The sequence below is a fragment of the Pseudactinotalea terrae genome, assembly GCF_009733845.1.
GTDB lineage: Bacteria > Actinomycetota > Actinomycetes > Actinomycetales > Beutenbergiaceae > Pseudactinotalea > Pseudactinotalea terrae.
This window is the reverse complement of the sequence record NZ_WNXZ01000002.1, coordinates 347,161-372,050: the sequence shown is the minus strand read 5'-3', so window position 1 is coordinate 372,050 and position 24,890 is coordinate 347,161. Positions and strand designations below refer to the sequence as shown.

23 protein-coding genes, 2 tRNA genes and 1 riboswitch are annotated in these 24,890 nt (G+C 71.5%); of the genes, 9 read left to right on the top strand and 16 right to left on the bottom strand.

Going from position 1 to position 24,890, the window contains the following annotated elements; genetic code table 11:
* Positions 1-17: 17 nt before the first annotated feature.
* The 3 genes from GPA03_RS09220 to GPA03_RS09210 form a co-directional block, all read right to left on the bottom strand.
* A tRNA-Ala gene (locus tag GPA03_RS09220) sits at positions 18-90 on the bottom strand.
* A 48-nt stretch (positions 91-138) separates the two neighbouring features.
* A complete protein-coding gene (locus tag GPA03_RS09215; RefSeq protein WP_156251690.1) occupies positions 139-1,041 on the bottom strand; it encodes a hypothetical protein in 903 nt (300 codons plus the stop codon).
* 59 nt (positions 1,042-1,100) lie between these two features.
* Positions 1,101-1,676, bottom strand: coding sequence for a GNAT family N-acetyltransferase (locus GPA03_RS09210; RefSeq protein WP_156251689.1), 576 nt, complete (start codon positions 1,674-1,676; stop codon positions 1,101-1,103).
* Positions 1,677-1,778: 102 nt separating this feature from the next.
* Between GPA03_RS09210 and GPA03_RS09205 the strand changes: the two genes are divergently transcribed.
* Positions 1,779-2,399, top strand: a complete 621-nt coding sequence (locus tag GPA03_RS09205; RefSeq protein ID WP_156251688.1) for a 5-formyltetrahydrofolate cyclo-ligase — start codon at positions 1,779-1,781, stop codon at positions 2,397-2,399.
* A 15-nt stretch (positions 2,400-2,414) separates the two neighbouring features.
* On the opposite strand, the gene GPA03_RS09200 is transcribed toward GPA03_RS09205, so the two are convergent.
* The gene (locus tag GPA03_RS09200; RefSeq protein WP_156252000.1) at positions 2,415-5,102 is read right to left on the bottom strand and encodes a penicillin acylase family protein; all 2,688 of its coding nucleotides are present in this window, start codon (positions 5,100-5,102) and stop codon (positions 2,415-2,417) included.
* Positions 5,103-5,177: 75 nt separating this feature from the next.
* Between GPA03_RS09200 and GPA03_RS09195 the strand changes: the two genes are divergently transcribed.
* Both GPA03_RS09195 and GPA03_RS09190 read left to right on the top strand, forming a co-directional pair.
* The gene (locus tag GPA03_RS09195) at positions 5,178-5,519 is read left to right on the top strand and encodes an FmdB family zinc ribbon protein (protein WP_156251687.1); all 342 of its coding nucleotides are present in this window, start codon (positions 5,178-5,180) and stop codon (positions 5,517-5,519) included.
* 95 nt (positions 5,520-5,614) lie between these two features.
* Complete coding sequence (locus tag GPA03_RS09190) at positions 5,615-6,259, top strand: RcpC/CpaB family pilus assembly protein (RefSeq protein ID WP_156251686.1); 645 nt, start codon at positions 5,615-5,617, stop codon at positions 6,257-6,259.
* 54 nt (positions 6,260-6,313) lie between these two features.
* Here GPA03_RS09190 and mscL read toward each other — a convergent pair whose 3' ends face one another.
* From mscL to GPA03_RS09170, 4 genes are all read right to left on the bottom strand, one after another.
* Entirely contained in the window at positions 6,314-6,730 is a 417-nt protein-coding gene (mscL, locus tag GPA03_RS09185; RefSeq protein WP_156251685.1) for a large conductance mechanosensitive channel protein MscL, read from the bottom strand.
* 276 nt (positions 6,731-7,006) lie between these two features.
* On the bottom strand, positions 7,007-10,894 hold the full coding sequence (locus GPA03_RS09180; protein ID WP_156251684.1) for a hypothetical protein: 3,888 nt from the start codon (positions 10,892-10,894) through the stop codon (positions 7,007-7,009).
* Positions 10,895-11,109: 215 nt separating this feature from the next.
* Entirely contained in the window at positions 11,110-11,805 is a 696-nt protein-coding gene (gene yczE, locus GPA03_RS09175; RefSeq protein ID WP_241681191.1) for a membrane protein YczE, read from the bottom strand.
* A 511-nt stretch (positions 11,806-12,316) separates the two neighbouring features.
* Positions 12,317-12,389 (bottom strand) — tRNA-Arg (locus tag GPA03_RS09170).
* A gap of 46 nt (positions 12,390-12,435) precedes the next feature.
* On the opposite strand from GPA03_RS09170, the gene GPA03_RS09165 reads away from it, so the two are divergent.
* Positions 12,436-12,876: a hypothetical protein gene (locus tag GPA03_RS09165; RefSeq protein ID WP_156251683.1), complete on the top strand. Its 441-nt coding sequence runs from the start codon at positions 12,436-12,438 to the stop codon at positions 12,874-12,876.
* 109 nt (positions 12,877-12,985) lie between these two features.
* Positions 12,986-13,780: a dimethylargininase gene (gene ddaH, locus GPA03_RS09160; protein ID WP_338325730.1), complete on the top strand. Its 795-nt coding sequence runs from the start codon at positions 12,986-12,988 to the stop codon at positions 13,778-13,780.
* A 7-nt stretch (positions 13,781-13,787) separates the two neighbouring features.
* Here ddaH and GPA03_RS09155 read toward each other — a convergent pair whose 3' ends face one another.
* The 6 genes from GPA03_RS09155 to GPA03_RS09130 all read right to left on the bottom strand — a co-directional run bounded on the left by GPA03_RS09155 (position 13,788) and on the right by GPA03_RS09130 (position 19,830).
* Complete coding sequence (locus tag GPA03_RS09155; RefSeq protein ID WP_156251682.1) at positions 13,788-14,711, bottom strand: universal stress protein; 924 nt, start codon at positions 14,709-14,711, stop codon at positions 13,788-13,790.
* Between the two features lie 188 nt (positions 14,712-14,899).
* The gene (locus tag GPA03_RS09150; protein WP_156251681.1) at positions 14,900-16,081 is read right to left on the bottom strand and encodes a Gfo/Idh/MocA family protein; all 1,182 of its coding nucleotides are present in this window, start codon (positions 16,079-16,081) and stop codon (positions 14,900-14,902) included.
* A gap of 29 nt (positions 16,082-16,110) precedes the next feature.
* Positions 16,111-17,193 (bottom strand): Gfo/Idh/MocA family protein, encoded by a 1,083-nt coding sequence (locus tag GPA03_RS09145; protein WP_206673499.1) that lies wholly within the window; start codon positions 17,191-17,193, stop codon positions 16,111-16,113.
* The gene (locus GPA03_RS09140; RefSeq protein ID WP_241681190.1) at positions 17,190-17,921 is read right to left on the bottom strand and encodes a ThuA domain-containing protein; all 732 of its coding nucleotides are present in this window, start codon (positions 17,919-17,921) and stop codon (positions 17,190-17,192) included. The genes GPA03_RS09145 and GPA03_RS09140 overlap by 4 nt, the downstream gene beginning before the upstream one ends.
* Positions 17,922-18,063: 142 nt before the next feature.
* Positions 18,064-18,846, bottom strand: coding sequence for a C40 family peptidase (locus GPA03_RS09135; protein ID WP_156251679.1), 783 nt, complete (start codon positions 18,844-18,846; stop codon positions 18,064-18,066).
* 2 nt (positions 18,847-18,848) lie between these two features.
* A riboswitch (cyclic di-AMP (ydaO/yuaA leader) is annotated at positions 18,849-19,017 on the bottom strand.
* A 129-nt stretch (positions 19,018-19,146) separates the two neighbouring features.
* Positions 19,147-19,830 carry an iron-dependent transcriptional repressor DtxR gene (locus GPA03_RS09130; RefSeq protein ID WP_156251678.1) on the bottom strand — a complete coding sequence of 228 codons (684 nt, stop codon included), beginning with the start codon at positions 19,828-19,830 and terminating at the stop codon, positions 19,147-19,149.
* A gap of 144 nt (positions 19,831-19,974) precedes the next feature.
* On the opposite strand from GPA03_RS09130, the gene serC reads away from it, so the two are divergent.
* Positions 19,975-21,090 (top strand): phosphoserine transaminase, encoded by a 1,116-nt coding sequence (gene serC / locus GPA03_RS09125; protein WP_194239508.1) that lies wholly within the window; start codon positions 19,975-19,977, stop codon positions 21,088-21,090.
* An 88-nt stretch (positions 21,091-21,178) separates the two neighbouring features.
* On the opposite strand, the gene GPA03_RS09120 is transcribed toward serC, so the two are convergent.
* Entirely contained in the window at positions 21,179-22,507 is a 1,329-nt protein-coding gene (locus tag GPA03_RS09120) for an MFS transporter (RefSeq protein ID WP_156251677.1), read from the bottom strand.
* A gap of 31 nt (positions 22,508-22,538) precedes the next feature.
* On the bottom strand, positions 22,539-22,991 hold the full coding sequence (locus tag GPA03_RS09115; protein WP_156251676.1) for a MarR family winged helix-turn-helix transcriptional regulator: 453 nt from the start codon (positions 22,989-22,991) through the stop codon (positions 22,539-22,541).
* Between the two features lie 93 nt (positions 22,992-23,084).
* On the opposite strand from GPA03_RS09115, the gene GPA03_RS22445 reads away from it, so the two are divergent.
* The 3 genes from GPA03_RS22445 to GPA03_RS09100 are packed head-to-tail and all read left to right on the top strand — an operon-like array spanning position 23,085 to position 24,882.
* Entirely contained in the window at positions 23,085-23,327 is a 243-nt protein-coding gene (locus tag GPA03_RS22445; protein ID WP_162458315.1) for a DUF2530 domain-containing protein, read from the top strand.
* A 5-nt stretch (positions 23,328-23,332) separates the two neighbouring features.
* Complete coding sequence (locus GPA03_RS09105) at positions 23,333-24,286, top strand: NAD(P)-dependent oxidoreductase (protein WP_156251674.1); 954 nt, start codon at positions 23,333-23,335, stop codon at positions 24,284-24,286.
* The gene (locus GPA03_RS09100) at positions 24,283-24,882 is read left to right on the top strand and encodes a class I SAM-dependent methyltransferase (protein ID WP_206673498.1); all 600 of its coding nucleotides are present in this window, start codon (positions 24,283-24,285) and stop codon (positions 24,880-24,882) included. The genes GPA03_RS09105 and GPA03_RS09100 overlap by 4 nt, the downstream gene beginning before the upstream one ends.
* Positions 24,883-24,890 lie beyond the last annotated feature (8 nt).

Sequence of the window (24,890 nt, the reverse complement as noted above, 5' to 3'; positions counted from 1 at the left end):
CTGGTCCTTCTGTGTTGTGGAGCTAGGGGGATTCGAACCCCCGACCTTCTCATTGCGAACGAGACGCGCTACCAACTGCGCCATAGCCCCAGGTCGGCGACAAGAATAACACCCTGCCGCCGTCGTGATGACGTCGGCTCAGCCTGCTGCGCGGCGGCGAGCGAGGACGGCCTGGACGTCGATCGCCGGCTCCACCGGGGTGCGCTTCTGAGCGGGCTCGACGGCGGGAGCTGCCTCGCCGCCCTCGGCCGCCACGGGCTCGATGACCTCGGTGGGGGCGCCCATCGCCAGCGGCGACACCTCGCGGCGCGGGGCGGACTGCTTGAGCGTGTAGGCGGGCGGAGGCACCGGGACCGGGGTCCAGGCACCCTCCCGCGGTGCGTGAGCGGCGGCCTCAGGCGCGATGGCCGGGGCGGCCTCGGCCACCAGGGTCGTCGGATCGACGTCGACGCGGAGCTGGGGCTTGCCGCACCTGCGGACGCTGGACGACGCGCGGTCGCGTGCGTGCGCCGCGATCGCCTCGAGCTCGCGCTCCCAGCGCGCGTCCGCGGCGTTACCGGCGGTCGCGGCCCGGCGGCCGAGCAGCACCACACCGGCCAGCGCGACGGTCGCGAGGATCGGAGCGACGATCGGCCACGTCAGCAGCGCGAAGCCTGCCCACAGGCCGGCGGCGCCCAGGAGCAGCAGCCCGGTGAGCGCGAGCCGACGGCGCGCAGCAGCAGCGCGACGGCTCGAGGCAGCAGCGCGGGCAGCGCGGGCGGCCGCGAGGCGGCGCGCGTCTGCAGCAGCGAGCTGGCGATCAGCCGGGGAACTCATGGGAACCTCCTCGTTCGCCCGCACCTGGTGGACGAACACTCTGCCTGTTGTCGGTGACGATCCCGCTCGACGCCCCGCCGTCGCGACGATCCGGAGATCGTCGGAGTAGCGGTCATCGACCCGGGAGTCGACCACCACCTGCCGCGATCGGATCGCGGTAGGGATGATGTACGCGAAGACGATGACCCCGATGCCGAGCAGAACCCAGCCTGCGATATCGCCCACGTCACGACGGTAGGTCCGGCGAGGGCCGCCGCCCCGCTACCGGCTCGGCGTGTCGAGCACTAGCCGCGTCTCGCGGCGAGTCTGCTGGTCAGACCGGTGCCGATCTCCTCGGCGGTGAGGGCGAACGTGCGGTGGTCGCACCACTGGCCGTCGATGTGCAGGTAGCGCTCCCGCACCCCCTCGTCACGGAAGCCCAGCTTCTCGACGACACGCAGGCTCGGGGAGTTCTCCGGCCTGATGTTGATCTCCACCCGGTGCAGCTCGAGCGAGAAGAAGCAGAAGTCGGCGGCGAGCGCGACCGCCCGCGGGATCAGTCCCCGCCCGGCCCAGCGCTCCCCGATCCAGTATCCGATCGCGGCACCCCGCAGCGAGCCCATCGTCACCCCCGAGATCGTCAGGTGCCCGACGAGCTCACCCTCGAACTCGACGCCGAAGCTGAAGCCCGCGCCACTGCGCGCCGCTCGCGCCTGGTCGCGCACGTACTGGCCGAAGGTCGGGCGCCGCGACCCCGGGTCGGGCGAGGTCGCCTCCCACCGACGCAGCCACCGCTCGTTCTCACGACGCAACCGGTCCCAGGCGGCACCGTCCCGGCGGCGCAGCGGCCGCAGACGCACGACGCCGTCAGTGAGGTCCACCGGAGCACCATAGGGCTATCCGAGCACCCGATGGCGTCAGGATCGTGAGATCCCGGGGTGCCGAGTGGCGTTCGGACCCCTCGGTAGGGGAAGGTGGATCCCATGTGGTCGGTGTCGTCCCTTGTCACGTCAGACGCGACCCTTGACACCGAGGACGCCAAACACCTGCTGCGCGAGGCGGTGCGCACCCACCGCAACGCCCGCAGCCCGCGTGAGCGCACCCAGGCCGGCGAGGCGATCGCCACGCACGCGAGCGAGATCGTCGCGGACGCCGGCTGCGTCGCCGTCTACGCGGCCCGACCCAACGAACCGGGCACCGGTCCGTTGATCGAGCACCTGCACTCGCGTGGCATCGACGTGCTGCTGCCCATCCTCGGTGCCGGGCTGAGCCGCGATTGGGCCCTCCACAAGCCCGGCGGCACGCTGGAGATGCGCGCGCCGGGCCGCCCGCCCGAGCCGGAGGGCCCCGGGCTGGGCATCACCGCGCTCCAGCGCGCCGACGTCGTGTTCGCACCAGCGCTGGCTGTCGACCGCGCCGGTGTCCGGCTCGGTCAGGGCGGCGGCTGGTACGACCGCGTGCTCGAGCACCGGCGCCCGGACGCCCCGGTGGTCGCGATCGTCTTCGAGGACGAGGTCTGCGACGCCCCGCTCCCCCGCGCCGCCCATGACCGCACGGTGGACGGCGTGCTCACCCCGGCGGGATGGTGGTTCGTCGGGGAGTGACCCCGACGGCTGGTCTCAGCCCGGCGGTCGCAGCGTCAGTCTGTCGGTGCCCGCTTCCTCGACCGCGTCGGAGCTGAACGCCCACGGGTACGTCTCGCCCTCGGCCCACGAGTGGAACTGGTCGGAGTAGTTCTGCGAGAGCGGGTGCCCCGAGTTCCCGGTCAGCTGCACCCAGGTGGAGGCGTCCCAGTCGGACAGATCGAGGACCATCCGCATCGCGGGCACCCAGGTGACGTCGAACACGGGGTAGGTCAGCTGGCCGTCGTCGGCGACCTCCCAGGTGGCGGCGTTCCAGCCGTTCGCGTTGACGATCGAGCTTCCGCCCGCCACCCCGACAGGGGCGGGGTTGACGAGGTTGCGGATGATGCCGGGCATCGCCTCGCCGCCCAGGCTCTGGTGCTCGGGCGCCGCCTGGTGCAGCGCACCCCAGCGCCACTCCTGCGGGTCCTTGCCCAGCAGGACGGTCAGCTGCGCGCGGGCGTCGATGAGCGCTTGCGCGAGCATCTGGTCGCGCTGCTCCACGACCGTGAGGGTCGCGCGATCGTCCCACCACGCACTCTCTGGGTCGGTCAGCAGCCCACGCACCGCCTCGAGCCACTGTGCGCCGCCGTCGGGGCGTTGCGCATCGGGCACCTGGTCCCAGAACGTGAGCCGCAGGACGTTCTGCCAGACGGCGGCGAAGTAGGCGGCCGCCGCCGAGTCGGTGTCGTTGCGGTAGTCCCAGTCGTCGAACAGGTCGACGGCACGCTCCGTGAAATCCGCGATCTCGGGCGACTCCGCCTGCGCGTCGATGTCGACGGCGTCGAGCGCCGGCACGAGCATCTCCGCGAACGGGTTCGCATCGATCAGCTGGATCTCGGTCATGTCGGCCGCGGTGAGGCCACCGCCGTCGGCGATCTTCGCCTCGAGCGCGTCGCGAATCGCCTGCGACCGGTAGCCGTAGTCGTAGTCGGCGGTGAGGAAGGGGGCGGCGCTCGGCTCCTGCACCGCCTGGTTGGCCGCCACGATGAAACCCTCGTCCGGGTTGATCGCGTGCGGCATATCGGCGGCCTCCACGTAGCCCTGCCAGTCGTAGCGCGGGTCCCATCCGGGCCGCGGCCACGAGCCGTCGCTGGGCACGACGCCGTCGCTCACCTTCGTGCGGATAGGCACCTTGCCGGGTGCCTGGTAGCCGATGGTGCCATCGGTCGTCGCGAACACGATGTTCTGCGTGGGAACCTCGAACACGGCGGCTGCAGCCGCGATCTCCTCGGCGTTCGTGGCGGTATCGAGCAGGAAGATCGCGTCGGCGGTACGGCCCGGGATCAGCGCGGTCCACTGCATCGCCACGGAGAAGCCGTTCACGCCCGCGGGCGGCTGGCCCTCGATCGAGGGGCGGTCCGAGGCGTCACGCGAACCGGTGAGGACATCGGAGATGATCGGCCCGTGCCCGGTCGTGCGGACCACGATCGTCTCGGGCTCACCACCGTTGACGGCGATGACCTCCTGCCGCTCGGTCAGCGGCACCCGTTCGCCGTCGTACAGGTAGGTGCCGTCCGGGTAGACCCGCTCCAGGAACAGGTCGGCCGCGTCGCTCCCCATGTTGGTGAAGCCCCAGCCGAGATCGGCGTTGTGCCCGATCACGACGCCGGGCAGCCCGGCGAAGCTGAACCCCGCGACGTCGAACTCGCAGTCGGGTCCCACCGTGGTGCAGTGCAGCCCGTTCTGGTACCAGATGCCCGGCTGCGAGATCCCGAGGTGCGGGTCGTTGGCGAGCAGCGGCAACCCGGACTCGGTGTGCTCGCCCGAGACCACCCAGCTGTTGGACCCGATCCCGTCACCGTTCCCGAGAAGGCTCGGAACGGCGTCGAGGGCAGCCTGCACATCGGCGAGCGCGCTGTGCATGCCGGCGTCCGGCAGCGGATCGCCGGTCGCTGTCTCCGTGGTCGGGGTCTCGTCGACCTGGGCGCTCTCCGCAGCCTCGAGGGCGGTGTTCGCCTCCAGCAGCGCGGGCGTCGTGAGGATCGGGAGGTTGCGCTCGGTCGGGTACGGCGGGAAGACCGTGCTCACCATCTCGAGCGCGACGTCGGCACCGTAGCCTGCCGCCTGCCCGTAGATGGCAGCCCGACCGAGCTCGTCGCCGTAGTTGCCGAGCAGGTCCCACGCCATCGCCTTGAGCCACGCGAGCGAGTCGATCGGCGTCCACGGCTCGATCTCGCCGACCTCGACCTGCATGTCGAGCACCGTGTACTCCAGCGCGAGCTGGCCTGGCTCGCGCGCCTCGATGTAGGCGTTGACACCCTCGGCGTACGCCTGCAGGTATGTGCGGGTCTCCTGCGACAGCAGCGGCCACTCCTGCTCGGCGACGTGCCGCCACCCGAGCGTGCGGATGGTGCGGTCGGCGCCCAGCCCGGCTGCGCCCACGAGCTCCGAGAGCCGCCCCGCGGTCAGGTGGCGCCGGAAGTCCATCTCGAAGAAGCGATCCTGCGCGTGCACGTAGCCCTGCGTCATGAAGAGGTCGTGCGACGTGGACGCGTAGATCTGCGGGACGCCCAGATCGTCCCGGACCACCTGCACCTCGGCATTCAGCCCGTCGATGCGGAACTCACCCGCGTGATCGGGCAACGCCCGCCGCGAGACCGTGAACAGGGTCACCGCACCGACGACCAGCACCACCGCGAGAACCGCGGCGACACCGATCCCGACGCGTGGCCACACCGACATCTTCGACACGACAGCGAGGGTAACCGGACCTGGGTGGGTCGTCGGACTGCCGCACCGGACGTAGAATCGCGCTTCGTGCCCACCTATGCCTATGCCTGCACGTCGTGCGGCCACCGTTTCGACATCTACCAGGCCTTCTCCGACGACGCCCTGACGGAGTGCCCCGAGTGCGGCGGCGCGCTGCGCAAGCAGTTCGGCAACGTCGGCGTGGTCTTCAAGGGTTCCGGCTTCTACCGCAACGATGCTCGTGGCACGAGCAGCAGCTCCTCCCCCGCCGAGCCGAGCAGCAAGGAGTCCGGCAGCAAGGAGTCCGGCAGCACCGCCCCCGCGAAGGAGTCGAAGCCCGCGAAGGAGTCGAGCAGCGCATCGACGGCCAGCGCCAGCTCGAGCAGCACCTCCGCGAGCAAGGCCTCCTGACCCGGCTGTCCACAGGTGCGCGCCGATGCGCGCCTGTCCACAGCACCCCCAGGTGCTTCCGGTGAGGGCTCGACGGCGGCCCTAGCGTCGCCCTCATGGCTCACCTCGCGCGGTCCTTCCGGCCGCTCCTGCGGCGCTACCGATGGTTCGTGGTGGCGCTCTGCCTCGCTCTCGCCGCATGGGTCGTCGTCGGCGAGCTGCGGCCGCCACCAGCACCGACCGTGCCGGTGCTGGTGACCGCACGCGACGTTCCGGCAGGCACCGTGCTCACAGCGGCGGACCTCCGGATGCAACCAGCCACGCACGCACCTGACGGAACCGTCGGGTCGGAGATCGCCGTCGGCTCCCGCCTGACCGTGGGACTGCCGGCGGGCGTGCCGGTCGTCGACACCATGCTGCTGGGCCCCGGGCTGGCCGACGCGGCGCCGCCCGGGTGGGTCGTGGTGCCGGTACCGCTCGCGGACCCGGTGCTGGCGGACCTCGTGCGCGTGGGCGATCGCATCGACCTCTATCTGGCGGCCGCCGACACCGGTGGACGGCTGACCGAGGCGGAGCTGGTCACCACCGGTGCGCTGGTGCTGGCACGCGCGAGCCCCGACGACCCGGGAGCCTCGTGGCTCGCTGGATCCGGTTCGAGCGACGACGGCGTGGTCGTGGTGGCGATCCGCCCCGACGATGCCTCGGCACTCGCGGGCGCGAGCGGCTTCGGACCGTTCCGGGCGGTTCTGGCCGCCGCCTGAGCACGACGACGGCCGGGACCCGCGCTCCGCCGGGTTCCGGCCGTGTGCGTCGGCTCAGCCCTGCTTCTGCGCCTTGAGCAGGTCGCGGATCTCGGTGAGCAGGTCGATGTCTGTCGGCGCCGGCTCGTCCTCGACGATGCCCCTGCGCTTCTTCTGCAGCTCGGTGAACTTGTTCATCGGCACGACGAACACGAAGTACACGACGAGTGCGGTGACCAGGAACACGATCAGCGCGTTGAGGATCGCCCCGATGTTGATCAGGGTCGGGTCGACGCCGTCGACGGTGTCGCCGGCGCGCAGGTCGATACCCCAGCCACCGGCGTCCGGGGGTCCGAACGCGTTCAAGATGGGCGTCACGATCGACGACACGAACGCGTTGACCACCGCGGCGAACGCGGAACCGATGACGACAGCGATCGCCAGCTCGACCACGTTGCCGCGCATGATGAAGTCCTTGAACCCCTGGATCATCGGGGCGCCTCCTCCTGGTGTGACGGGCGCCGGCCGGCGCCCGTGGCGTCCACGAGGGTAGCGGGCCGGCACCGGCACCGTGGGATCAACTCCAGTGAGGCGGTACGTCGCGCCGCAGGGCGTCCTCGCGGTTCTCTGCGCTGTCGCCCCAGGCGCGGTCGTCGTCCTCCCAGGCGCGCTCGTCCGTCGCGGGCTGCTCGACCCCGGGTCTGACGACGCGGCGACGTCGGCGTCGGCGGCCGTCTGGCGCAGGTGCAGCCGGGCTGTCGGGCTCGTTCACCCGCTCGTTGATCCGTTCCCGGTCTTCGGGTCATCCTCAGCGGCCTCGGCGAAGGCCTGGGGGGCCTCGTCGGACTCGTCGGCGTCGTCGTCGATGACGGCCGGCAGGGCCGGGCGGGTGAGCGTCGGGTCGGCAGCCCCGGTGCGCTCGGCGACGATCTGCTCCACCAGCTCGCGGATCGTGAGGGCCTCACCCTGGGGATCCATGAACACCGCCGTGGAGAACACCATCCGCACGTGCCAGCCCCGGTTCTCCAGCCGTTGCACCCAGTGGCGGTCCCGACGACGCAGGCTGGGTTCGGTGACGTAATCGGCGTCGTCGGTGAGCACGGCGAGCAGCAGCTCGTCCGGCAGCGCCGGATGGCCGATCGCGAGCGGGATCCGCACCCCGCCCACGGGGCCGTAGCGTGGCACCACCGTCAGGCCGAGCCGTTCCAGGCGGTCGGAGAGATCACGGAGCAACCGGTCCGGCACGTCCTCGTTCTCGTCGAAGACACTCCGGGCGGCGACGCCCTCACGCGCGAAGGCCAGCAGGTCGCGGAGCACCACGGCGCCGGCCGCGCGCAACCGGTCCGGGTCCAGCTCGTCGGCATCGAGGCAGGAGACCACGGTGAGGGTGTGGCGGCATGCGTCCAACGCGTCGACCAGCAGCTCCGCGCCGTGCGAGGAGCTGATCGCGCCGAAGCGGTACAGCACGCGGCCGTGCGGCGTCTTGCCGTACCCGACGGTGAGGATGACGGCATCGCGACGCAGCCCGGCGACCGACTCGATGTCCACCACCGTGAACGGCTCGGGTGCGGATGGGTCGAAGAACCGCGCCATGCTCGCGCCGGCTGCGGTCGACATCACGGCCTCACGCACCCGGTCGGCGTGGCGGGCGTTGAGAGCGATCACCGCGAGCGAGGAGTCCGGGCGTGTGAGCGCGTGCTCGATCACGAGGTCGACGACGCGGTCCACCTCGGCCTGCACGCTCTCGATCGACTCGGCTCCCGGCCCGGGCATACCGGTGCCGGCCACGAGCTGCAGGCTGATCCCCGGGGGGCGCGGCGGGCCGGGTACCGGGCGGATGACGTCGCCGTAGCCGTGCTCGGCGAGGAACCCGGCGATCTCGGCGTCCAGGTCCAGCCTGTCGCCGGGCAGCTCGACGCTGGGCAGCACGTGCGCTGCCGCCACGAGCCCGGCGCCACCGCGGCGCGTGTCACCGACCACGACGACCTGGCGACCTCGCGAGATCGCGGCGATCGCCTGCTCTGTGGGCAGGTGCTGCACGGCGTCGAGGACCACGAGGTCGACGCTGCGCTCGCTTCCCAGCACCTGCGGCACCAGCATCGGCGGCACGATCCAGATCGGTCGGGGCGCCCAGACCACGGGGCCGAAGCGCCGCTGCAGCTCCTTGAGATCGGTGACGCGGTTGCCGCGCACCGCACGGTAGAAGTCCTGCGCCGCAGGCTTGTCCGAGCCGATCGTGGTGCGCACGTGCTCGGCGACCCTGGTCAGCACCGGGTCGCGCAGCGAGGCGGTCTGGGCGGTGTCGAGCTCTCGCAGCCTCGCCGAGGCGACGTCGAGGGAGGAGGCATCGAGCTCGGCCAGCGCCGGGTCGCCCCGCAGCAGCTGCTCGAGCAGGCTGGACCACCAGGCGAGGTCGAACTCGGGGCCCACCAGCTCGGTGGGCACCCTGCGTGCGGTGAGGTCCTCGACCAGCGGCCCCAGCCCGAGCCGCTTCAGCACACCCAGCACTCCCGCCCGCTCGGGCATCTGCCGGAGCGTCGCGTCGTCGTCGCCGAGTCGGTCGAGCTTGCTGTGCAGATCGGCGAGCGGCACGTCCAGCAGATCGACGTCACCCATGGCGGGCGAGAGCACGTCCTGCAGGGGCTCCACGAGCCGCCTGACATCGTGCTCGGTGCTCAGGATGTTGGTCATGCCTTCGGGCAGCCGCGGCCAGCCACCACCGGCGCAGTGCCGGCGCCAGAGCTCACGACGGGCCTGCACCGCGAGCAGCTCGGCATGCACGTCGGCGACAGCGACACCGGGGCGCAGCAGATCCTTCGCCTGCTTCTTGAGGCGGCGGCGCTCGCCCCACGAGAGTGTGATCCCGTGCCGTTCGCGCCAGGCTCGGCTTGCAGCCGCGGCCGCCATGTCGTTGGCGCTGCGCTCGAAGACCTGCGGTACGAACACGTCGAGACTGGCGCGGATCCCCTCGAGAAGCTCGAGCTGCTCGGACCACTGGCCGAGCGTGTGCGCGACGTCGAGCCCCGTCTGGGCGGCCGTGGCCTCGACCTGCTCCCGCAGGGTCGGCAGCAGCGCCGCGAGCTCCCGGACCCGCTTCAGCGTCTCGGTGGCGTGCTCGGAACCGGTGAGCACCGCCCCGTACCAGGGGGTGTCGGAGGCGCGGAGCCGGAACGCTCCCAGCGCGGCGGCGTGGGCCAGCTCCTCGCGTGCGTGCTGACGCTCGGCGAGCGTCATCTCGACGGCCTTCGGGTCGAGCCGCACCTGCGTGCGGGGCCCCGGTCGTTGCGAGGTCAGCTCCGCGAGCTCCTGCATGGCGAGGTATGCCGAGGCATCCCACGGGCGGCGAGCGGTATGCAGGGCGTGGATGTAGTCGGAGAGCGCGGCGCGGGCCTGGCCGAGCTCGTACCGCATCTCGGCGACGTGCGGGTCGAACTCGGGAGCGCGGGCGTCCAGCCCGTCCACCAGACGATCCGCTGCGGTCTCGCGCCAGTGGGTGTCAGCGCCGAGGTCGAGCACGAGGTCGGCGAGGCCGAGCGACCGCAGGCTGGCGTGCAGGGACTCGCCGGCCCTCTTGGTGCCGGGCACGTAGAGCACCCGCTTGCCCTCCGCGGCGGCCTGGGCGGCCAGCGCTGCCACCGTGGCGGGCACGTCGACGCCGGGAGGCGCGTCGACGAGCAGGTGCCCACCACCCGCCACCGCGTCGAGCACGCGGTGCTGACCGGCGTCGAGATCACCGACCCCGAGCTCGCTCTCGGGGTCGGGGTCGGCCAGGCGTCGCACCGGGAGCGGGCGACGCAGGCTGCGGATGTCGGGCTCGCTGCCCGCGAGCGCGGCGACCACCTCGTGCCGGCGCAACCTGTCGGCGTCGAGGTCCTCCGCCAGCGCCTGGCCCGGGTGCACGAAAGCGCCGAGGACGACCCTCGGCTCGAGCTTGAAGCCCTGCACCACGCCCTCGGCGGCGTCGTCGAGCGCTGCGAGGGCGGGGGCGGGCGTGAAGCCGTGAGCGGCCTGGGTCGCAGCGATGAGATCGGCGGGGTCGAGGTCGACACCCCGTGCCCGCAGCGCACGGATCAGGACCGGGTTGATCTCCACGGCCGGATCCAGCTCGAGGTCCACCTCGGCGTCGGCCGGGTGCGCGGTGATCGTGACCGGCCGCAGCAGCACCGGGATGTTGACCGCACCCTCGGGCCCGTGTGCGGCGGACCCCTCTCCGGCGTCGGGCGGGGGAACGGTCCAGGAGGCCACGCCGATCGCGACATAGGTGGGGGCGAAGCCGTAGCGTTGCGCGAGCTCGTCGGTGCGAGCCCGCACGATCCGCGCCCGACGGCGGGCATGGGTCAGCGCCGAGCCCTCGCGCGCGAGGTTGCTGAGCCGCGTGGTGCGCCCGGCGAAGAGCTGCGCGATGCCGTTCGGGTGAGCGGCGGTGAGGTCCACGAGCGCATCCCCGAGGCTCTCGACGTCCCAGAGGGCGCTGCCCCCGGCGAGGTCACCCAGCCGGTTGCGCCAGGTGGTCGTCGCCTCGGCCACCGGGTCCTGCGGTGTGGGCTCCTGCTCGCCCCCGTCGCCCCCATGCTCCTCCGCAGCCGCCGCGGCGTCCTCGGAGGTGGTTTCGGCCCCGGCATGGAGGTGCCGAGGCGACTTGCGGGGCGGGCTCACCCACCCACGCTAACCGCGCTGCGCATGAATGCGCGCCCTGACGCGCGGAACCGCAGCGATCCAGCGCGGGCTGCGGCGCCTGAGCACGGTGCGCGCCGCGCAGGGGGCGAGCGGCACGCACCGGCTTGCACAGTGTGCGCCGTGCGGAGGGTTCGTGCAACACGTTGCGGTTTCACCGATGAGCGTGCCGCCGGATCCACGAGTGCTGTTGCCTCTCAGGTCGCGTTCGGTGGCGCGATGTCCGGCTCCGTGACGACCGGAACCGTGACGGTCGGCGGCGTCAGCCGGACCACCACCCACGGCAGCATCTTCTGCACGAGCGGGCCGATCGCGAGGGCGTAGAGCACGGTGCCGACACCGACCAGGCCGCCGAGCGCGAACCCGATCGCCAGCACCGTCACCTCGATAGCGGTCCGGACCAGGCGCAACGAGAACCTGGTGCGCCGGGCGATCCCGGTCATCAGACCATCGCGCGGACCGGTTCCCAGCTGGGCGCCGATGTACAGCGCGCCGGCCAGCCCGTTGAGCACGATGCCGCCGAGTATCAGCAGTACCCGGACCAGCATCGACTCGGGCACCGGCATCAGCCACAGGCTGACGTCGGTCGCGATGCCGATGACGAGGACGTTGGCCACCGTTCCCAGGCCCGGCATCTGCCGCAGCGGGATCCAGGCGAGCAGCACGAGCGCACCGACGATCGTCACGATCGCACCGAAGCTCAGCCCGGTCTTCTCCGTGAGCCCGCTGTGGAACACGTCCCACGGGTCGAGGCCGAGCGAGGACCGGATCATCATCGCCATCGAGGTGCCGTACAGCCACAGCCCCACGAGGAGCTGCACGAGCCGACGCGGCAACCGGCCGGCGCGCAGCTGCTCTCGCGGGCCGAGGTTCGCCAGCACGTCCGTGGTCACCGGATGACCCTGCCACCGTCGGCCGGTCCCGCCAAGCCCGATTCCGTACGTCTCAGCTCCCGCGGACCGAGTGATCTGCTCGCGCGTGCACCCAGGCTCGCCGCGCTGCGGAGGCGGGCATGTGTTGACACGTCGCGAATCTGCACCGAACTCGTGGCCAGATTCACGTTTCGCGCCGTTTTCGGCCAATCCTGGCGATCTGGACACGACTTTGGGTCACGACGCGCACATGCACCAAAGTCGTGGCTAGATTCACGTTTCGCGCCGTTTCGGCCAATCCTGGCGATCTGGACACGACTTTGGGTCACGACAGCCGGCGCACTCCGTCGCCAGCTCCTCCCGAATCACGCCGGGTCACGGCTGCGCAAGCGCCTTGTGCCCCCGGCGCACTCCGTCGCCAGCTCCTCCCGAATCGCGCGGGGGCCAGCGGCGCAAGCGCCTTGGTGCCCCCGGCGCACTCCGTCGCCAGCTCCTCCCGAATCGCGCGGGGGCCAGCGGCGCAAGCGCCTTGTGCCCCCGGCGCGATTCGAACGCGCGACCTACCGCTTAGGAGGCGGTTGCTCTATCCCCTGAGCTACGGGGGCGGGGACAGCGGGGACCATCCTCTCAGGTCTCTGGCACGCTGACGACATGGTGACCTCCGTCGCGAGTCGCACGATCGCCCTGCCTGCCGAGGTCTGCTTCGACAGGCTCACCGCGCTGCGCAACCACGAACGACTGATCCCGCTGACCAGGATCGATGCGCCGGACCGGCGACCGGAGGTGGGTGACGTCGTCGTCGCCACCACCGCGGCACTCATCAAGGACACCATGGAGCTGGTGCGGTACGAGCGCCCCGGCAGCGACGGCGTCGGGCGGGCAGCCTGGATCAAGCTCGGCCCGGCGCTCCACGGCGAGGCCGAGATCGTCGTCTCCCGCCTGCGCGAGGACTCGTGCCGCGTCGACTGGCTCGAGCGGGACATCCGCCTGCCAGGGCTCCCCCTGACCACCGTTCCGCTGACCGCTTCCCTCGGCGTCATGACCCGCCTCGCCCTGGCACGGTTCGAGAGGCTGCTCCGCCGCGCCGCGTGACGGAACCCTCGCGCCGGTCACGCCTCGGCGCGCCGCGGCGGCTTTGGTCATCGCCGACGTCTCGTGATGTGAGAATGGCGGCGCTCCGGCCACCCGTACCGAGGAGAACCTGCCCGTGCGCCACTACCTGATGTGCCCACCCACGCACTACACGGTCCGTTACCAGATCAACCCCTGGATGCACCCCGACGAGCCCACCGACGCCGCTCTCGCGATGCGGCAGTGGGAGACGCTGCGGGACACCTATCTCGACCTCGGTCACCAGGTGGACCTCATCGAGCCGCTACCCGACTACCCGGACATGGTCTACGCGGCGAACGGCGCGACCGTCGTCGACGGCGTGGCGTACAGCGCGAGCTTCACCTACCCGCAGCGTCAGGCGGAGGGACCGGCGTACCTCGCGCGCCTCGCGGAGCTGGGGTTCGAACCGGTCGCGGCGACGTCGGTCAACGAGGGTGAGGGCGACATGCTCGTCACCTCCAAGGCGATCCTCGCCGGCACCGGGTTCCGCAGCACCGTGGCCGCGCACCAGGAGCTCCAGGAAGCGGTGGGGCGGGCGGTGGTCTCGCTCACGCTCGTCGACCCGAGCTACTACCACCTCGACACCGCGCTCGCCGTGATCGACGACGACCTGATCGCCTACTACCCGCCGGCCTTCTCCGCCGGCAGCCGGTCGGCGCTGGAGCACCTGTTCCCGAACGCCATCATCGCCACCGACGCCGACGCGAAGGTCCTCGGGCTCAACGCGGTCTCGGACGGCAGCAACGTGATCGTCGCGCCAGCCGCCCACGACCTCGCGGAGGCGCTCACCGCCCGCGGCTACCACCCGATCCCGGTGGACACCAGCGAGCTGCTCAAGGGCGGCGGCGGTGCCAAGTGCTGCACGCTGGAGCTGCGCCGCTAGCGCAACCTCACCGCGCCCAGGGCGCGATGGGCGGCAGTCCCTCGTCCTGGGTGCGGGCCGGGACCACCATCACCGGGCACGCGCTGTGATGCAGCAGCGCCTGCGACGTCGACCCCAGCAGCATCCCTGCGAACCCGCCCCGGCCGCGGGTGCCGACCACGACCAGGTCGACCGCCGTCGAGAACTCCGCGAGCAGCGCGGCGCCGGTGCCGTCGAGGGCGTGCCGGCGTACCTCCAGGTCGCGACCCGCCAGCGCCCGATCGACCGTCACGTCGAGCCCGGCCTTGCAGTCGGCGAGCAGCGTCTCGCTGTCCACGCTCGTGGGCAACCAGCCGAGCAGGCCGGTCCCGGTGCCGATGGGGATGCCGGAGACGGCGGTGAGCTCGGCCTCCCACACCGTCGCCTCCTCGATCGCTCGGGACAGCGCGCCCTTGGCGGACGGCGAGCCGTCGACGCCCACGACGATGCGCCGGATCGGCAGCGGCAGCTCGGCGTTCTCCCGGTACGGCACCACCACGGTCGGGCAGTGCGCGTGGGCGGGGAGCGCCGAGGACACCGTCCCCAGGATCCGCTCGGCGAAGCCACCCTTGCCACGGGTGCCGACGACGGCGAGACACACCTCCTTGGACGCCTCCACGAGCACGCCGGCCGGGTCACCGGTCTCGAGCGCCGTCGTCACCTCGACGCCGGTGCCCGCGACGCGCGCGACGGCCTCGTCGAGCGCGGCCTGGGCCCCGTCCCGGATCGCGGCGTCGTCGAGGGTGGCGTATCCACCATCGAGGGACGCCGCGGCGAACGTCGGCAGCGCGTAAGCACACACGATATGCAGGCGCCAGCCGATCTTGGCAGCGTGCGCCGCGGCCCAGTCGAGCGCGTACAGGCTCGGTGCCGATCCGTCGACGCCTGCCATCACCACCTGGTCGTGGGTCATGACCGTTTCACCCCCATCGTGTGGGTATCTCTTGACTCGATTGTGCCCTGTCTCGAGACACTCGGGCGCCACAACGGAGAGTGGGTTCACCTCGAGAGACGCCGCGCCGCGCTCAGCGCGCGCCGCGTCGAGCGCGACACCCGGTCAGGAGCCGGCAACCACCGAGGGCGGCAGCTACCCCTGATCCCTCAGATATGCGTCCAGGCGGCGTTCTGCTCCGCGCTCTGCTCGACGGCGGTCAGCAGCCGCTGGATCGCTAGCCCCTCCTCGAAGGACGGGCTGGGGTCCTCGCCTGTGGCGATCGCCTCCAGGAAGTCGCGTGCCTGGTTGACGAACGTGTGCTCGTACCCGAGCCCGTGCCCGGCGGGCCACCAGCCGTCGATGTAGGGGTGGGTGGGCTCGGTGACGTCGATACGCGTGAACCCGGCGCGATCACCGGCTGCGGCGTCGTAGTAGCGCAGTCCGTTCATGTCCTCGAACTCGAACACGAGCGAGCCGGCCGAGCCGTTGACCTCGAGCACGATGTGGTTCTTGCGGCCGGTCGCGAACCGGGTGGCCTCGAACGTGGCGAGCGCACCGCCGTCGGTCCGGGCGATCAGCACCGCGGCGTCGTCGACCGTGACCTCGCCGGTCTCGCCGCCACCACCGGAGGTGGCAGCACCCAGCGCGCCGTCTCCCTCGGGCAGTGGCCGCTCCCGCACGAACGTCTCGGTCTGCGCGGCGACGCCGTTGATGCGCTGCCCGGTCACGAACTGCGCCATGTCGAGCACGTGCGCGCCGATGTCGCCGAGGGCACCGGAACCGGCGACCTCCTTGCGGAGCCGCCACACCAACGGGAAGTCCGGATCGGTGATCCAGTCCTGCATGTACTGGCCGCGCACGTGCCGGATCTCGCCGACCGCGCCATCGGCGACCATCCTGCGCATCAGCGCCACTGCCGGCACGCGCCGGTAGCTGAAGCCCACCATCGAGAGCGCGCCGTCCGCGCGGGCGGTCGCAGCCACCGCAGCCATCTCCTCGGCTTCGGCGACCGTGTTCGCGAGCGGCTTCTCGCACAGGACGTGCTTGCCCGCCTGCAGCGCCGCGATCGCGATCTCCGCATGCGTGTCGCCGGGCGTGCAGATGTCGACGACGTCGATGTCGTCCCGCGCGATCACCTCGCGCCAGTCCGTGGCGAAGGACTGCCATCCCAGCCGCTGGGCCGCCTCGGCGGCCTTGCCGCCGTCGCGCCCGACGACGACCGCCATCTCCGGGTGCACGCCCAGGTCGAAGAACCTGTGCACGTTGCGCCAAGCCTGCGAGTGAGCAGCCCCCATGAAGGCGTAGCCGATCATCGCGATCCGCACCGTGCGCTTCTCGCCATCCGTCATGTCCGTGACCTCCTCGTCCCGCCCCGCGCTCACGCCGTCGCGGGGTCGTCGCCCAGCGGCACCGGCTGCGGCCGCTCGCAGCGGCTGCGGACCGGGACCACCGCACCGGTCGCCGCCGACTCCAGGATCCGCTCCAGCACCTCGTACACGTGGTAGCCCAGCTCGAGCGACGCCCGGTGCGGCTCACCGGCCTCGTGCGCGCGCGCCAGATCGGCCAAGCCGTACCCGCGCCCGGCCCCGCGATAGCCCGCGATGTTCTCGACGGGCTCGAACGTACGCTTCCTGCCCAGGCTGACCTCGCCGTCGAACGTGTTCGGGTCGGGCACACTGATGCTGCCCTCGGTCCCGTAGACCTCGATGCGGGGCAGCGTGCTCGCGACGACGTCGAAGCTCACCACGAGCGTGCTGACCGCACCGTTGGTGTGGCGCAGCAGCGTCGAGACGGTCGTCTGGACCTCGACGGGGAACACCTCACCCGCACGCGGCGCGCCTACGGGCGCGACCCGGCTCTCGTGCGGGCTCACCGACATCGCGGCCACAGACTCGACCGCGCCGAGCATCGTGACGAGCGAGGTGACGTAGTAGGGCCCCATGTCCAGCAGCGGCCCGCCACCGACGGCGTAGTAGAACGCCGGGTTCGGGTGCCACGACTCGTGACCTGCGCTCAGCATGAACGCCGTGGCCGCCACCGGCTGCCCGATGTCGCCACGCTCGATCAGCGCCCGCGCGGTCTGGGTGCCGGTCCCGAGGACCGTGTCCGGGGCGGACCCGACACGGCGGTCGGCTGCCTTCGCTGCCGCCACCATCGCGTCCGCCTCGGCGAGCGAGGTCGCGAAGGGCTTCTCGAGGTAGACGTGCTTGCCCGCCTGCAGCGCCGCGATGGTCAGCGGCGCGTGCGCCTGCGGCGTGGTGAGGTTGAGGATCACGTCGACGTCGTCGCTGGTCAGCAGGTCCTCGACACTGCGCACCGGCACACCGTGAGACTCGCCGACGGCGGCGGCGTTCGCCTCCAGCGCGTCCGCGACCGCCACCAGGCTCAGGTTGGACAACCGGGGCAGCGCCTCCAGGTACTGCCGCGAGATGTTGCCGGCCCCGAGCAGACCGACCCTCATCGGCTGGCCCACAGCAGCCCGCGCTTGATGATCGTGTCGACGGTTTCGTCCTCGAGCACGTCGACGCGGTGGCCCGGCGTGCTCACGAAGATCTTGCCCTTGCCCCACAGCCGGGTCCAGACGGCGGGCGAGGTCACCTCGCGGTGCCACGGGTCCCACGGCCGCACCTTCTGGGTGGTGGTGGCGAGCACATCGATGTAGGAGTCGGCGAGCACCCAGTACTGCTCGGTGACCAGCGAGAACTGCTCGATGCCGGCCATGATCGGGTGCTCCCGGCCGAGATCGCTGATCTCGACGGTGTAGGGCACGTAGTTGTCCTCCATGCCGCCCACGCGATCCTCGGGCGCCTTGCCCGGGTGCGTCGCGAACTGGCCGCCCACGAGGTGCAGGTAGTCGCTGCTGTTCCGGTAGGAGTCGGCGATGCCGCCGTGCCACCCGGCGAAGCCGGTGCCTGCCTCGACGGCGGCGATGAGGCCCTTGAGCTGGTCGGGCTCGATGGTGCTCATGGTGTTGCACTGCACGATCAGGTCCGTCGCGGCCATCCGCTCGGCGTCGGCGTACGGGGCCGGGCTGTCGAAGACCTCGACCTCGAACCCGGCGGCTTGCAGGTGCGGGATGTAGCGGTCGGTGGCCTCGACCGGCTGGTGGCCGTCCCAGCCGCCACGCACCACCACGGCACGGCGGGAGATGGAGGGGTCGAACCCCGGGATCGTGGCGGTCAGCGTCACTGCAGAGCCCTCTATTTCGCGGATATCACAACAAATCAGGTAGATCGTAGCGCGACGACGGCGGTGGGACGACCCCTGCCCACCCAACGAGAACGGCCCGCACCGTGATCGGTGCGGGCCGTCGTCGTGATCGAGACCTGGATCAGCCGACGCGGATGAAGACCGGGTTCGACATGTAGATCTGGCTCTCGTAGAGCGGTGTGCCCGGGCTTCGAGCGGCGATGTGCATGCCGTTGCCGGTGTAGATGCCCACGTGGCCGGGCGCCCACACGAGGTCGCCGGGGCGTGCATCCGCGGCGGACACGACGGTTCCGGCGTAGCGCTGCGCCGAGGAGCTGCGCGGCAGGCTGATCCCCACCTGGGCGAAGACGTACATCGTGAAGCCGGAGCAGTCGAAGCCCGACGGGCTGGCACCGCCGTACACGTACGGCACGCCCGTGTACCGGCGGGCGATGTCGACGATGGCCGAACCGCTCGGGTTGGCCGGCGCGCTCGCCGTGGTCGCCGTCTCGACCGCGGTGCGCTCTGCCGTACGCGACGTGGTCGTGCTCGTGTACGTGGGGCGCTGCACCACCGGCGGCGGTGGGGGCGGGGGCGGGGGCGGGGGCTCGGAGCTGACGTCGGCTGCGGTGGACGAGAAGGCCCAGGTGGCGTCGGCAGCGACCGTGATGGTCGGCGACGTCGCGATCGCGTCGTCGTCGGCGATCGCTGTCAGGTTGGCCATCGGAACCGGCCCACGCGCCGCAGGGGCGGTGAGGCCACCGGCGACGCTCGCGGACGCGGTGAGCGTCAGCACGATGCCGGAGGATGCGGCGGCGACGACCGCACGGCGGGCAGCAGGGCCGGTGAGGGCCGAGCCGACCGAGCTGAGCGGGGTCGTCGGCCTGGCGGCCGCGCGATGTCTCGCGGAGGCGGATCGGGACACGTGTTACCTCTCCTGTCGCCTGCGAAGTGAGCTGTCGGGTTCGGGTGGGAGTACACCCGGTCCGCCGAGCCGGTCGAGACCGGCCCGGGAGGACTTCACCCCAAGGCGCCTGAGCGCCGGAAGTGGGTCCTCCGCCCCTGTCATGTCGGAATAGTTCGGCCTCGGACCGGTGACAGGGTTAGGCGCCGGATCAAGGACTCGCAGGAGGAGGGATCCGGCGAGCGCTGTCACGCTACCCGACGATTCACTCAAATGTCACGCTCAGGTCACGGCCTGGGGGTTGGGGTCGAGTGATATTCCTCACTCGGCGGCGACGAACAGGTGCCTGGCGAGGTCGTCGCCGAGCTCGAGCGAGGACTCGTTGCCAGCCGCACGCAGCACGATGACGGAATCCTCCAGGCGGACCTGGAGCTGCTCGCCCGGCCTGATGCCGAGCTGTTCCATCTCGGCGAGCAGCTCGACATCGACCTGCAGCGGCTCCCCCACGCGCACCAGCCGCAGCTGGGCCGTCGTGGTCGTCGCGACGCCCACGAGGCTGACGACCGCCTCGTCGGCGGCAGCCTCGAGGCCGAGCTCAGCGAGCCCGGGGATCGGGTTGCCGTACGGGTCGTGCTGCGGCTGCCCGAGCAGTCCGACGAGCCGACGCTCGACCTGCTCGCTCATCACGTGCTCCCAGCGGCACGCCTCTTCGTGGACGTGCGGCCAGTCGAGCCCGATGACGTCGACGAGCAGCCGTTCGGCGAGCCGGTGCTTGCGCATCACGTGCATCGCGCGGGCCTGCCCGAGCTCGGTGAGCTCCAGATGCCGGTCGTCGGTGACCACCATCAGGCCGTCGCGCTCGAGCCGCGCGACGGTCTGCGACACCGTGGGGCCCGAGTGGCCGAGACGCTCGGCGATGCGGGCGCGCATCGGGAGGATCCCCTCCTCCTGGAGCTCGAAGACGGTTTTCAGATACATCTCGGTGGTGTCGATCAGATCGGTCACGTCGACACCACTCCACCCCGGCTGCCCCAGCTCACGTTCTCGCGCACCGTTCCAGCCTAGCGACGGCCTCCGACGGCGTACCCATCCTTTCCAGGCTGTGGGCGTCCTGACGTGCGCGGGGCCGTACCTGGGATCATCGCCTGCATGACCGCGCTCGCCATCCCTCGTGACCTGCTCCCCGCCGACGGCCGTTTCGGTTGCGGACCGAGCCGGATCCGGCCGGCGCAGATCGACGCGCTCGCCGCGCTGGGGACCACGCTGCTGGGCACCTCGCACCGGCAGGACCCGGTGCGCTCGCTCGTGGGCCGTGCGCGCGAGGGGCTCGCGACGCTGCTCGGGGCGCCGGAGGGCTACGAGGTCGCGCTGGGCAACGGCGGGTCGACGGCGTTCTGGGACGTCGCGACGTTCTCGCTGATCCGCGAGCGCGCGCAGCACGCGACGTGCGGCGAGTTCGGGGCGAAGTTCGCCGCAGCGAGCACTGCGGCACCGTTCCTGGCCGAGCCGCAGGTGGTGGCGGCCGAGCCCGGCACCACGGCCACCCCTGTCGCGGCGCCCGGGATCGACACCTATGCCTGGACCCACAACGAGACCTCGACCGGGGTCCTCACGCCCGTGCTTCGACCGCGCGGCGCCGACGCCGACGCACTCACCGTGGTCGACGCGACGTCCGCCGCGGGTGGGGTGAAGGTCGACCTCGCGCAGACCGACGTCTACTACTTCGCCCCCCAGAAGGCGCTGGGGTCCGACGGCGGGCTCTGGTTCGCCATCCTCTCCCCTGCCGCTGTCGCGAGGGTGGACGAGCTGTCCTCCCGCTGGGCGCCCGCCTCGCTGTCGCTGTCGGCCGCGCTCGCGAGCTCGCGCAAGAACGAGACGCTCAACACGCCGGCACTCGCCACGCTGGTGCTGCTGGTCGATCAGGTCGAGTGGCTGCTGGATCGCGGCGGGCTCGACTGGGCCGCCGAGCGCACCGCGACGTCGTCGGCCGCCCTGTACGACTGGGCGGAGCAGCGTGACTGGACCACCCCGTACGTGGTGGATCCCGCCCAGCGCTCCCCCGTCGTCGGCACGATCGACCTCGACGAGAGGATCGACGCCAAGGCGGTCGCGGCGGCGCTGCGCGCGAACGGCGTCGTCGACGTCGACCCGTACCGCAAGCTCGGCCGCAACCAGCTGCGCGTGGGGATGTTCCCCTCGACACCGCCGGCGGACGTCGAGGCGCTCACGCGCTGCGTCGACTTCGTGGTGGACGCCCTCGCGTAACCACACCCCGATTTCAACGCACTTTCGACACCCCTCTCGATGTCAACGCAGTGTCGACCTGGTCGAAAGTGCGTTGACATCGGGCGTGCTACGCGGCCGTGCGGGTTCCCGACTCGTCGGCGGCGACATCGATCTGAGCCTGCTCGCGGGCGGCCCGCTCCTCGGGGTGCGTGAGCACCAGGTGGGGGCGGGGTCGCCGCTCGTAGGTGACCTCGATACCCCACCGGCGGCGGCTCCACGCCGCTGCGGCCACAGCGACGGCGATCGTGCTGATCGCGCCCACCAGGATCGACCACCGACCACCCCATGTCTCGGCGACCCAGCCCACGATCGGTGAGCCGATCGGCGTCGCGCCGAAGAGCACGAGCACGTACAGGCTCATGACGCGGCCACGCATCTCGGGGTCGGTGGAGAGCTGGATGGCGGCGTTCGCCGACGTGATCATCGTCAGCGAGAAGAAGCCGACCGGGATCGTCGCGATGGCGAACAGCACATAGGTCGGGGCGAGCGCCATCAGCGCCGAGGAGACGCCGAAGCCGAACGCGGCACCGACCACGAGTCGCACGCGGGGGCGCACCCGACGCGCCGACAGGAGCGCGCCGGCGAGGGAGCCGATGGCGAGGATCGACCCGAGGATGCCGTAGCCGTCGGCGTCCCGGTGGAACACCTCGGTGGCCATCACGGCAGAGGTGAGCTGGAAGTTGAGCCCGAAGGCCGCGACCACGAACAGGACGATCAGGATCACCACGATGTCGCTGCGGCCGCGCACGTACCGCACGCCGGCGCGGAGCGCTCCTGGGGCGCGCGGGGCGCGCGGGATCTTCTCCAGCTCGGCGGGCCGCATGGCGAGCATCGCCGCGATGGTGAAGGCGAACGAGGCCGCGTTGATGAGGAACACCCAGCCGGTCCCCACCGCAGCGATCGCGAGCCCGGCGATGCCGGGTCCGATCAAGCGGGCTGCGTTGAAGGAGGCGCTGTTGAGGCTGACCGCGTTGCCCAGCCGCTCCGCCGGCACCAGCTCGGAGACGAAGACCTGCCGTGCCGGCGCGTCGAGCGCCGAGACCACGCCGAGCCCGAGCGCGAGCGCGTAGACGTGCCACAGCTCCGCGTGCCCGCTCAGCACGAGCGCACCGAGCACCGCAGCGAGGACGCCGAGCAGCGCCTGGGTGACGATGAGGATCTTCCGCGGGTCGAAGCGGTCGGCGAGGATGCCGGCGATCGGGGTCAGCACCACCGCAGGTGCGAACTGGAGCCCGGTCACGACGCCGACGGCGAACCCGTCGTGGTCGGTCAGCTCGGTCAGTACCAGCCAGTCCTGCGCGATGCGCTGCATCCAGGTACCGACGTTCGCCACCAGGGCGCCGAAGAACCAGATCCGGTAGTTGCGGATGTTCAGCGAGGCGAAGGTCGTGCTCACGTGTGCGTTGTTGCCTGTCGTTCGTGGTCGGTCATTGGGAGTAGATGCGCCGCAGGATCTCCTCGGCCGCCGAGAGCGTCGCGCGCTCCTCGCGGGTCAGTGCGGCAAGGCGGCGCTGCAGCCACTCGTCACGACGCCGGCGCGTGGCAAGGATGTGCTCGCGACCCTGCGGCGTCGCGTCGACGAGAACCTGTCGACCGTCGCCGGGGTGCGCGTTGCGCTCCACCAGGCCGGCCTCCAGCAGGTGCTGGACGATCCTGGTCATCGACGGCGGCCGCACCCGTTCGCGCTCGGCCAGGTCGCCGGGCGTCATGGGGCCGTGCCCGACGAGCTGTCCCAGCACCGCCATCTGGGAGTCGGAGAGGTCGCCCACCCGCTGGTCACGCAGCCGCCGCGAGGTGCGCAGCAGCGTGGTCCGCAGTCGCGACGCGAGCGGTTCAGGGCGCCGCGGGCCCGGGGCGGGAGGGGTGACCGGTTCAAACATCGAAACGATTCTATATCATTAGTTAGACTAAGTAAATGTCGTCCTGGAGATGTGGGCGGAGGCACACCCGCCCGCCTCCCCTACGATCGATGGGTGCGCGCACTCGACCCCCAACGCAACCAGCAGGAGCTGCACCCCGCGCGCGTGAACACGAAGAAGCTCTTCTTCACGGGGTCGGCGTGCTGGCTCGTGGCGCTGACCGTCGTCGGCGCCCTCCACCTCGTGGGTCGATCGCTCGACGGTCGGCTCGCGCTGATGTGCCTGACCGGGCTGGTGCTCGGCGTGCTTGGGTACGTGTGGGCCCACGCCATCCAACGGGAGCAGCCCGACCTGTGAGAGACATGAAGATCCTCGTCCCCACCGTCATCCCGATCGATCTCGAGGCGCCCGACGGCGTCACCCGGGTCGACTACGACGTCACCCTCCCCATCCCGGACGAGCACCGCGACGCCGAAGCCGTGGTGGTGTGGCTCAACCCGGGCGAGCGGATGAAGGCACTGCCGGCCGAGCTGCCGAACGTCCGGTGGGTGCAGGGTCTGATGGCCGGCACCGACTCGGTGGAGGCTGCTTTCGCGGGGACCGATGTGGTGATCGCCGCCGGCACCGGGTTGCACGACCAGCCGGTGGCCGAGCACACGCTCGCGCTGATGCTGGCCGCGGCGCGGCGCCTCGACGAGGCGTTCGCCGCGCAGACGCAGCGGGAGTGGCTGGACGAGCACGGCGGGAACCAGATCCGCAACCGGCAGGGCCTGACCACGTTGTCGGGAGCGCGCGTGCTGATCTGGGGCTTCGGCGGCATCGGCGCCCGGCTCGCCGGTTACCTGAGCGCCCTCGGCGCCGAGGTCACCGGAGTCGCACGCAGCGCCGGGGAACGTCACGGCTACCCGGTGATCACGCCGGCGGACCTGCCGACCGAGCTCCCCCGTACCGATGTGCTGGTCGACATCCTCCCGGGCTCGGCCGAGACCGACGGCGCGGTCGGCGCCGAGGTGTTCGCGGCACTCCCGAGGCACGCCTGGTTCGTCAACGTCGGCCGAGGCGTCACGGTCGACGAGGAGGCGCTCGAGGCGGCGCTTCGCACGGGCGAGATCGCGGGCGCCGCGCTCGACGTGTTCCGCACCGAGCCGCTGCCGGCGTCCTCCCCGCTGTGGGCGGCACCCAACATCATCATCACCGCGCACGCCGCGGGTGGCCGCCCGCAGCAGCCCGGCGCGCTGATCGAGGAGAACCTGCGCCGCTATCGCTCCGGTCGGCCGCTCCTGGGCGTCACGGCCGGGGAGGCCAGCACGTCGTGACGAGCTACCGATGGATGTACCGCCTCGGCTTCACGCCGTGGGAGCGGTACGCGAGAGCCGCCGGGCCCGACGTCGAGGCAAGGATCGCCGGCGTCGGTGCCGAACGAGGCACCGCCCCAGGCCGTGCTCTGGACCTCGGGTGCGGGCGCGGCCTGCACACGCCGCGGCTCGCCCGCCACGGCTGGGAAGCCGTGGGCATCGATCTCGTCCCGGAGGCGATCGCGGCCGCCAGGGAGCACAGCAGCGATGGCGTGCGCTACGTCGTGGGTGACGTGACCGCCCTGCCGATGGCAGGGCTCGGCACCTTCGACCTGTTCCTCGACATCGGGTGCTTCCAGGGGCTCGAGGCCCAGCAGCAGACCGCGATGGGAGCCGGCGTCACCGCGCTCGCGACGCCAGGAGCGGAGTTGTTGATGCTCGCGTTCGGGCCGTCGCCGATGCGGCGCTTCGTCGAGGGCGTCAGCCGTGAGGAGGTGGCGGCAGCCTTCCCCGACTGGCAGCTCGTGCAGGTCTCGGACGCACCGGTCGAGGGGCTCGGCTGGCCGATGAACCGCACATCGCCGCAGTGGTACCACTTCCGGCGTCAGAACCGCTGACACCGAAG